The organism is Streptomyces torulosus, from assembly GCF_001419765.1.
In the GTDB taxonomy this organism is placed as follows: domain Bacteria; phylum Actinomycetota; class Actinomycetes; order Streptomycetales; family Streptomycetaceae; genus Streptomyces; species Streptomyces torulosus.
On record NZ_LIRK01000361.1, the window covers coordinates 1 to 9,275 of the forward strand.

At 71.1% G+C, this 9,275-nt stretch carries 8 protein-coding genes; 5 read left to right on the forward strand and 3 right to left on the reverse strand.

Annotated features, from left to right (window positions below; translation table 11 throughout):
• Together AOK23_RS24820 and AOK23_RS24825 are read right to left on the reverse strand one after the other, a co-directional pair.
• On the reverse strand, positions 1-646 hold a 646-nt coding region (locus AOK23_RS24820; protein WP_055714863.1), incomplete at its 3' end, for a carbohydrate ABC transporter permease.
• Complete coding sequence (locus AOK23_RS24825; RefSeq protein ID WP_055714864.1) at positions 643-1,977, reverse strand: ABC transporter substrate-binding protein; 1,335 nt, start codon at positions 1,975-1,977, stop codon at positions 643-645. The genes AOK23_RS24820 and AOK23_RS24825, both read right to left, overlap by 4 nt.
• 198 nt (positions 1,978-2,175) lie before the next feature.
• Between AOK23_RS24825 and AOK23_RS24830 the strand changes: the two genes are divergently transcribed.
• The 5 genes from AOK23_RS24830 (at position 2,176) to AOK23_RS24850 (ending at position 7,782) form a co-directional block, all read left to right on the forward strand.
• Positions 2,176-3,237 (forward strand): LacI family DNA-binding transcriptional regulator, encoded by a 1,062-nt coding sequence (locus AOK23_RS24830; protein WP_055714865.1) that lies wholly within the window; start codon positions 2,176-2,178, stop codon positions 3,235-3,237.
• 147 nt (positions 3,238-3,384) lie between these two features.
• Complete coding sequence (locus AOK23_RS24835; protein ID WP_055714866.1) at positions 3,385-4,776, forward strand: glycoside hydrolase family 10 protein; 1,392 nt, start codon at positions 3,385-3,387, stop codon at positions 4,774-4,776.
• A 91-nt stretch (positions 4,777-4,867) separates the two neighbouring features.
• On the forward strand, positions 4,868-5,926 hold the full coding sequence (locus AOK23_RS24840) for an LCP family protein (protein WP_420823743.1): 1,059 nt from the start codon (positions 4,868-4,870) through the stop codon (positions 5,924-5,926).
• Between the two features lie 154 nt (positions 5,927-6,080).
• Complete coding sequence (locus AOK23_RS24845) at positions 6,081-6,437, forward strand: YciI family protein (RefSeq protein WP_055714868.1); 357 nt, start codon at positions 6,081-6,083, stop codon at positions 6,435-6,437.
• A gap of 43 nt (positions 6,438-6,480) precedes the next feature.
• A complete protein-coding gene (locus AOK23_RS24850; RefSeq protein ID WP_055714869.1) occupies positions 6,481-7,782 on the forward strand; it encodes an RNA polymerase sigma factor in 1,302 nt (433 codons plus the stop codon).
• A 30-nt stretch (positions 7,783-7,812) separates the two neighbouring features.
• Here the strand turns inward: AOK23_RS24850 and AOK23_RS24855 are convergent, their stop codons facing one another.
• Positions 7,813-9,015, reverse strand: coding sequence for a class I SAM-dependent methyltransferase (locus tag AOK23_RS24855; protein WP_055714870.1), 1,203 nt, complete (start codon positions 9,013-9,015; stop codon positions 7,813-7,815).
• Positions 9,016-9,275: the final 260 nt, after the last annotated feature.

A 9,275-nucleotide genomic window follows, 5' to 3' on the forward strand; every position in this document is an offset into this window, starting at 1 on the left:
TCGTGTGCCGCAGCTGCGGCAGCGTGATCGAGAAGAACTGGCGGTAGCGGCCGGCGCCGTCGATCGCGGCGGCCTGGTAGAGGACCTCGGGGATCTGCCGGGCGCCGCCCTGGTAGATGAGCGTGTGGAACGGCATGAACTGCCAGCCGCCGACGAAGACGATCGCGAGGAACGCGCCGCTCTGCGAGCCCAGGGTGTCCGCCTGGATGATGCCGAAGTTCGGGTCGAGCAGCGCGTAGAACAGGATCGCGATGGCCGTGGACGACAGCAGGAACGGCACGAAGAAGATCGCGGACAGCACCGCCCGGTTGCGCTGGCGGCCCGCCGCCCACACGCCGAGCAGCAGGGCCACGACCGTCTGGAACGCCCAGCTGGCCACGGTCAGCACCACCGTCAGCGTCAGCGACTGGGTGAGACGGGGGTCGTCGAGCAGCTTCTTCCAGTTGTCGAGGCCCACCGGCCGGGGGTCGCCCAGGCCGTCCCAGCTGGTGAAGGACAGATAGAGCGCGAGGCCCATCGGCACGACGGCGAAGAAGGTGAAGAAGAGCACGGCGGGCAGGGCCCAGACGGCGTGCGGGCGGCCCACCCGCGACGCCTTCCGGGACCCCTGCTCGACCGTGGAGGTCTTCTGGACCGTCGAGGTCACTTCAGCCCCTTGCAGGCCGTCACGAACTCGCTCGGCGACGACTTCCCCGCGAACAGCTTGCCTATCTCCGTGTGCATCTTGGTGCCGAGCGCGTCACCGAGCGCCTGGTCCCAGGAGAGCGTGAACGCGGGCGCCTTCTCCACCAGGTCGTACTGGAACGTGGCGTACTCGGGGTTCGGCGCGGACGCCAGCAGCTTCTTCGCGTTCGAGGTGGTCGGGACGTCACCGTTGGCGACCAGGTCCTTGGCGTACGCCTCCGACGCGCACTCCTTCAGGAAGCCGATCGCCAGGTCCTTGTTCTTCGTACGGGAGTTGATCGACCAGTAGTTGGTGGGGTTGCCGACGACGTTGCGGACGTCGCCCGTGCCGCCCTCGACGGTCGGGAACGCGGCCCAGCCCAGGTTGCTCTTGGCGAAGTCCGGGAACTTGCCGAGCTGCGTGGAGTACTCCCAGGAACCCATCAGGTGCATGGCCGCCTTGCCCTTGGCGAAGACCGCCGGGGCGCCGCCGTTGACGTACGACACCGAGGTGAACTTGGAGCCGAAGGCGCCGTCGTCCACGAGCTGCTTGACCAGTTCGGCGGCCTTGAGGACCGCCGGGTCGCCCCAGCCCTCGGAGTCGCCGTCCTGGATGCGCTTGAAGACCTCGGGGCCGCCGAGGCGGTCGACGAGGTACTCCAGCCACATCAGGTTGGGCCAGAGGTCGGAGCCGCCGAGCGCGAACGGGGTGATCTTCGCCTTCTTCAGCTTGGCGTTGATGTCGAGGAGCTGGTCCCAGGTGGTGGGCGGCTGGAGCTTGTGCTCGGCGAAGACGGACTTGTTGTAGAAGAGGATCACCGGCTGCATACCGCGCATCGGGATGCCGTAGTGGCGGCCCTTGAGGTCGCCGGCGGACAGCACGGACGGCAGGAAGCCGCTCTTGAGGACCGGGTCGTCCGCGATGATGTCGGTGAGGTCGACGAGCTTGCCGGCCTCCTCGTACGTCCTGATGGAGCCGCCGCCCCAGTTGAAGAACACGTCGGGGGCGCTCGGGGAGCCCATGGCCGTGCGGAGCTTGGGGGAGTAGTCGGAGCCGGGGACCTTCTGGAGCTTGATCGTGCCGCCGGCCTTCTTGGCGGCGGCCGACTTGTTGTAGCGGTCGACGGCCGCCTGCTGGACCTTCACCGCGTCGTCGCCGTAGACGAACGCGGTGACCGTCTTGCCGTCGCCGGCCCCGGAGCCGCCGGAGCCGCAGGCCGTGAGGCCGGCGCCGAGTCCCGCGGTGGCCAAGGAGGCGGTACCGGCGCCGAGGAACCAGCGCCTGCTGAACGTCCGCCCTCTGTTCGACTCCATTGACAGCACCTCTCACCAACGTTTCGGATGTATCGGCCGTGCGGTTGTGCGGGTGGTACGGCGGTGCGGGACGCGCGTCCACAGGGTCCTGCGGACACGCGGTGGTGCGAATGTTTCGCGTGACTCTTCGAATGTTCCGGGAACGTATGGCCGTCGAAAGGGTTCGTCAAGAGGTCGCGCAGGGATACGATCCGGCTCATGAACTCCGCGAAGCCAGAGGAAACCCAGACAAGAGCGCGCGTGTCGCAGTCCACGCAGACCGCGACGCTCGCCGAGATCGCCCGTCAGGCCGGCGTCTCCGCTCCGACTGTTTCGAAGGTGCTCAACGGCCGTGCGGACGTCGCCCCCGCCACCCGCACCCGGGTCGAGGAGCTCCTGCGCGAGTACGGCTACCGGCGCCGGCGCGCCGAGGCGACCCGGTCCCCGCTCATCGACCTCGTCTTCCACGAGCTGGAGAGCGCCTGGGCCATGGAGGTCATCCGGGGCGTCGAGAACGTCGCCCGCGAGGAGGGCCTGAGCGTCGTGCTCTCCGAGAGCGCGGGCCGACTCACCCCCGGCCGGACCTGGGCCGACCAGGTCGCCGCCCGCCGCCCGCACGGTGTCGTCCTCGTCCTGTCCGGGCTCGACGAGTCGCAGCGCGCCCTGCTGACCAGCCGTTCCATCCCGTTCGTGGTGATGGACCCGGCGGGCGACCCCGGCGCCGACGTGCCGTCGATCGGCGCCACCAACTGGCAGGGCGGACTGGCCGCCACCCGGCACCTCGTCGAGCTGGGCCACCGCCGCATCGGCGCGATCACCGGGCCCTCCCGGATGATGTGCAGCCGGGCCCGCGTGGACGGCTACCGGGCCGCGCTGGAGACCGCCGAGCTGCCCGTCGACCCGGGGCTGATCAGGGCCGGGGACTTCCACCACGAGACGGGCTACCGGCTGGGCCTGGAGCTGCTGCGCCAGCCCGACCGGCCCACCGCCGTCTTCGCCGGGAACGACCTCCAGGCCCTCGGGCTGTACGAGGCCGCCCGTGAGCTGGGGCTGCGCATCCCGGAGGACCTGAGCGTGGTCGGGTTCGACGATCTGCCGGTGGCCCGCTGGGTGGGGCCGCCGCTGACGACCGTACGGCAGCCGCTGATGGAGATGGCGGAGGCGGCGGCCCGGTTGGTGCTGGACCTCGGGCGACAGGACGGCGCCTCGTCGGCGACCCGGGTGGAGCTGGCCACGAGCCTGGTGGTCCGCAGCAGCACGGGGGCGCCGCCGGAGGCGTAGGGCGGCACCGGGTCGCCCCGTGGTGCCGTATGGGCGGGTGTGCCCTGTGTTCCGTGTGGTCCGTGTGCATTGACGTGGGTTCCGGGCGCCCCCACACTGCTCCGCAGCCAATCGGATGCACGACCGAAACTTTCGGAGGCACCCGCAATGAGAACCTCCCTGAGAACCTCCCCCGGAAACCGGCGCCCGTCTTTGGGGGCCCGCCTCGCCGCCCTGTTCACCGGCGTGTCCGCGGTCACCGCCCTGCTCGTCGCCGCGCCCGCCGCCCAGGCCGCCGACACCCCGCTGCGCGACCTCGCCGCCGCCAAGGGCAAGGCGATCGGCACCGCCGTGACCGGCTCCAAGCTCACCGGCACCTACGGCGACCTCGCCGGCCGGGAGTTCAACTGGCTCACCCCCGGCAACGCCATGAAGTGGGGCTCCGTCGAGCCCAGCCGCGGCAACTTCGACTGGACCGAGGCGGACCAGATCGTCGACTTCGCCGAGGCCCACGACCAGGACGTACGCGGCCACACCCTCGTCTGGCACAGCCAGAACCCGAACTGGCTGGACAACGGCACCTGGACGCCCGCCCAGCTACGCCAGCTGATGACCGACCACATCGCGCTCGAAGTGGGCCGCTACAAGGGCCGCCTCGCCGCCTGGGACGTGGTGAACGAGCCGTTCAACGAGGACGGCACCTTCCGCCCGACCCTCTGGTACAACGGCCTCGGCGCCGACTACATCGCCCAGGCCCTGACCGCCGCCCGCGCCGCCGACCCGGCCGCGAAGCTCTACATCAACGACTACAACGTCGAGGGCGTCAACGCGAAGTCCACGGCCCTGTACAACCTGGTCAAGGACCTCAAGGCGCGCGGCGTCCCGATCGACGGGGTCGGCCTCCAGGCCCATCTGATCCTCGGTCAGGTCCCCGCGACCTTCCAGCAGAACATCCAGCGCTTCGCCGACCTGGGCCTGGACGTCGCCATCACGGAACTCGACATCCGGATGCAGACGCCCGCCACCGACGCCAAACTGGCGCAGCAGCGCACCGAGTACGAGGCCGTGTTCAAGGCGTGCGTGGCCGTGTCCCGGTGCACCGGCGTGACCGTCTGGGGCTTCACCGACTCCGACTCCTGGATCCCGGACACCTTCCCGGGCGAGGGCGCGGCCACCCCGTACGACGCGAACTACCAGCCGAAACCGGCGTACTACGGCATAGTGACCGCGCTCGGCGGCACGGTCACCCCACCGCCGACACCGACCGGCTGTTCGGCCGCGTACAGCGTCCAGAGCCAGTGGAACACCGGCTTCACGGGCTATGTGACGATCAGTTGCGCCGCCGGGTCCTCGCTCTCCTCCTGGCGGGCGAACTGGACGTTCGGGGCGGGCCAGCGCATCAGTCAGGCGTGGAACGCGATCTGCACCCAGACCGGGGCGACGGTCAGTTGCTCGAACGCGTCGTGGAACGGGAGCGTGCCGAGCGGCGGTTCGGTGATGTTCGGCTTCAACGCGTCCTGGAGCGGCAGCAATCCGGTCCCGACGGTGACGTTGGCCTGAGCGGCGACACGAGAGTCGCTTCGAAAAGTATGAGAATTTCCGAAGGGACGGGCGCGGGAGTTCACGCTCGTAATAATTCGGACGTACGTTCCTGTGTGTGAAGGGTGAAGAAGACGAGGAGTACGAGGGCGCGGGCAGACGGCCGCGTTGGCTGAAGTTCGCCGGGGGCGCGCTCGCCGGCGTCCTCGTACTCGGCGCCTGCGGGGCGGGCTGGGCGTTCTGGCGGCTCAACGACAACATCAGAAGCGTCGACATCAACAGCGCGCTCGGTGACGACCGCCCGCCGAAGACCCGGCCGACCGCGGGCCCTTCGGCCTCCACCGCCGCCGAACCGCTGCCCAGCGGCGCCCTGAACATCCTGGTCCTCGGCTCCGACTCCCGCAGCGGCAAGGAGAACGCCGAGCTGGGCGGGGGCGGCGAGACCTCCGGCGCCCGCTCCGACACGGCGATGGTCGTCCACATCGACGAGGGCCGCACCGCGGCGACGGTCGTCAGCATCCCCCGCGACACCCTGGTCACCCGCCCGTCCTGCCCGCGGGAGTCGGGCGGTTCGACGGCGGTCGCGTACAACGCGATGTTCAACAGCGCCTACGCGGTGGGCGGCCCCGTCTGCGCCGTGAAGACCGTCGAGTCCCTGACGGACGTCCGCATGGACCACTACATCGAGATCGACTTCGCGGGCTTCGCGGAACTGGTCGACGCGCTCGGCGGTGTCACCGTCACCACGGACGAGGACATCGACGACGAGGACAGCCATCTGAAACTGGCGGCGGGCACCCATCACCTCGACGGGGAGCAGGCCCTGGCGCTCGCCCGCACCCGCCACGGCATCGGCGACGGCAGCGACCTCGGCCGCATCGGACTCCAGCAGAAGCTCGTGAAGGCCCTGCTCGAACAGATCGCCGCCACCAGCCTCCTGACCGACCCGGCCGAGCTGTACCGGGCCGCCGACGCGGTCACCCGCAGCCTCACCACCGACACCGGCCTCGACTCCCTCGACGATCTGGTGCGACTGGGCCAGAGCCTGAAGGGACTGTCGTCCGACGCGACGAGGACGGTGATGATGCCGGTCGTCCCCGCCCCCTACGACCCCAACCGCGTCGTCGCGGACGAGCCGGAGGCGAAGGAACTGTGGGAGTCGCTGAGGTGAGGTGACCGGCGGAGAAGGGCGCGTGAGGGCTCCTGAGGGCACCGAAAAAAATCTTCGAAGAAAAATCGGCGCCCGTGTCGATCCGGTGTCTCCTCGTTCGACGCAAGGGGTGAGAGGCGGGGAAGACCCCGCCGCCCTTACCGAAGGAGCCACCATGCCGCGCTATCTGTCGATGGTCCGGATCGACGAGTCCACCGCCCCCGCCGAGGGCCCGAGCCCCGAGCTGATGCAGCGGATGGGCGACCTGCTGGAGGAGATCACCAAGGCCGGCGTCATGCTCGACACCGCCGGACTGCTGCCGAGCGCCCAGGGCAAGCGGGTGCACTGGGAGGGCGGCGAGCTGTCCGTCACCGACGGGCCGTTCACCGAGACCAAGGAGGTCGTCGGCGGCTACGCCCTCATGCAGTGCAAGGACATGGACGAGGCCGTCGAGTGGACCACGCGGTTCCTGAAGGTCCACGAGGAGCACTGGACGGTGACCTGCGAGGTGCGGGAGATCGCGGAGGGCTGAACCCGCTTGGCCGGGGCGCCCCGCGGGTGTCTGATGGTGGGTTGTGACAGCACAGCCCACCACCGACGCCGACCGGGCGGGGCGCGCCCCGGCGGACCCCCGGAAGGCCATCGAGACCGTCTTCCGCATCGAGGCGCCCCGTGTCATCGCCGGGGTCGCCCGGATCGTGCGGGACGTCGGGATCGCGGAGGAACTGGCCCAGGACGCGCTGGTCGCCGCGCTGGAGCAGTGGCCGCGCGACGGCGTCCCCGACAACCCGGGCGCCTGGCTCATGACCACCGCCAAGCACCGGGCGATCGACCTGGTGCGCCGCCGGGAACGCTACGCGCGCAAGCTGGCGGAGGTCGGCCGGGACCTGGAGGCGGCGAGCCCGGCGGGTCAGTACCTGGACACGCCGTCCGACCCCGACGACATCGACGACGACCTCCTGCGCCTCGTCTTCACGGCCTGCCATCCCGTGCTCTCCGCCGAGGCCCGCATCGCCCTCACCCTCCGCCTCCTCGGCGGCCTCACCACCACGGAGATCGCGCGCGCCTTCCTCTCCCCGGAGGCCACCGTCGCCCAGCGCATCGTCCGCGCCAAACGGACCCTCGCGAAGAAGGGCGTCCCCTTCGAGGTGCCCTACGGCCCCGACCGTGAGGCCCGCCTCGCCTCCGTCCTGGAGGTCATCTACCTCGTCTTCAACGAGGGGTACGCCGCCACCGCGGGCGACGACCTGCTGCGCCCCGCGCTGTGTGAGGACGCGCTACGGCTCGCCCGCGTCCTCGCGGAGCTGATGCCCAAGGAACCCGAGGTGCACGGGCTGGTGGCACTGCTGGAACTCCAGGAGTCACGGGCCGCCGCCCGCACGGGCCCGACCGGTGAGCCGGTGCTCCTCAAGGACCAGGACCGCCGCCGCTGGAACCGCCTCCTCATCGCCCGCGGCTTCACCGCGCTGGGCCGGGCCACCGCCGCGGCCCACGGCAGCCCCGGCCCGTACGCGCTCCAGGCCGCCATCGCCGCGTGCCACGCCCAGGCGTACACCTACGAGGAGACCGACTGGCCGCGCATCGCGACCCTGTACGCCCTCCTGGCCGCCCGTGCCCCGTCGCCGGTGGTCGAGTTGAACCGCGCGGTCGCCGTCTCGATGGCCGAGGGCCCGGGCGCCGCCCTGGAGATCGTCGACCGCCTGGCCACGGAACCGGCCCTCCGCGACTACCACCTGCTGCCGAGCGTACGAGGCGACCTCCTCGCCCGCCTGGACCGCCCGGACGAGGCCCGAGCGGAGTTCGCACGAGCGGCCACCCTCGCCCGCAACGAACGGGAACGGCGGCTGCTGCTGGCACGGGCGGAGGTGACGGGGTAGGGCAGCGCCGCCTCCTGAACACGGGGTCTCTCAGGCCGGATGGCCGATCAGCATGGTGGGCGCGCCCGCGACCCGGGTGAGGAAGACCGTCGTCGAGGCGGTGCCGTGCGGCTTCGGCAGGGCCTTGCGGCGCAGTTCCTCCGGCTCGACGGCCGACCCGCGCTTCTTCACGGTCAGGATGCCGATCCCGCGTTCCCGCAGCAGCGCCTTGAGCTTCTTCACGTTGAAGGGCAGCACGTCGGTGATCTCGTACGCGGTCGCGTACGGGGTGACGTGGTGCTCGTCGGCGGTGATGTACGCGATCGTGGGGTCGATCAGCCCGCCGTCCAGATCCTCGGCGACCTCGGCGACCAGATGGGCGCGGATGACGGCGCCGTCCGGCTCGTACAGGTACCGCCCGACCGACCGGACCGGCGGGTCGGGCAGCATCGTGTCGGGGGTGGCGTGGATCCCGGCCTCCGAGGGGAGCAGCACCGCCCGCCGCGCCCCCGGCGTCCCGCTCGCGCGGAACCACAGCACGGCCTCCTTCACGTCCCCGACGTCCGAGATCCACTCGGCCTCGGCCTCGGGCGGAATCGCCTCGTGCGGGATACCCGGTGCGATCTTGAGCGCGCCGAGCGGCGCCTTCAGCGCGGCCGACACGGCCCACGACAGGGGCGGTGAGTAGGCCTCCGGGTCGAAGATCCGCCCGCGCTTGGAGGAACGCCGGGCCGGGTCGACGAACACGGCGTCGTACGCGGATGTGTCCACCTCCGTCACATCCGCCTCGCGCACCTCGATCAGATCGGCGAGCCCGAGCGCGTCCGCGTTGGCACGGGCCGCCGCCGCGGTCAGCGGGTCGCGGTCGACGGCCAGGACGCGGATACCGGCCCGCGCGAACGCGATCGCGTCCCCGCCGATCCCGCAGCACAGGTCGGCGACCGACCGCACGCCGAGCGCCCGGAAGCACTCCGCGCGGTACGTCGCCACGCTCGTCCGCGTCGACTGCTCGACCCCGTTCGGCGTGAAGAGCATCCGTGCCGCGTCCTCGGCCCCGAACTTCGCCACGGCCCGCTGCCGCAGCCGCGCCTGGGCGATCGCCGCCGAGACGAGTTCCGCCGGATGCGTCCGGCGCAGTCGGGTCGCCACGGCCAGCTCCCGCGCCGGTTCCACACCGCGCACCTCGTCGAGGAGGGCACGGCCCTCGGGAGTCAGCAGGGGGGCGAGGAAGGAGTCGGGGGAGAGGTCGTTCACCGGGCCATTGTGGGCCACTCGGTGGACGGCGCGCCGGTGGTGGCGGTGTCGGGCCGGGGCGCCGGGCGGGCCCTGCGAGGATGCGGCGCCATGCGACTCGTACGACAAAATGACGAAACGAGGGTGAAACGGACGAGTTATCGGAGGCCGGTCGGCGGCCTCCGGGGCGCATGCGCCATGCCTGCGCTGACGCTCGCCGCGGTGATCGTGACGATCGTCGTGTCCGGGTGCGCTGGGGGTGCCACCGAGGGTGCCGGGGG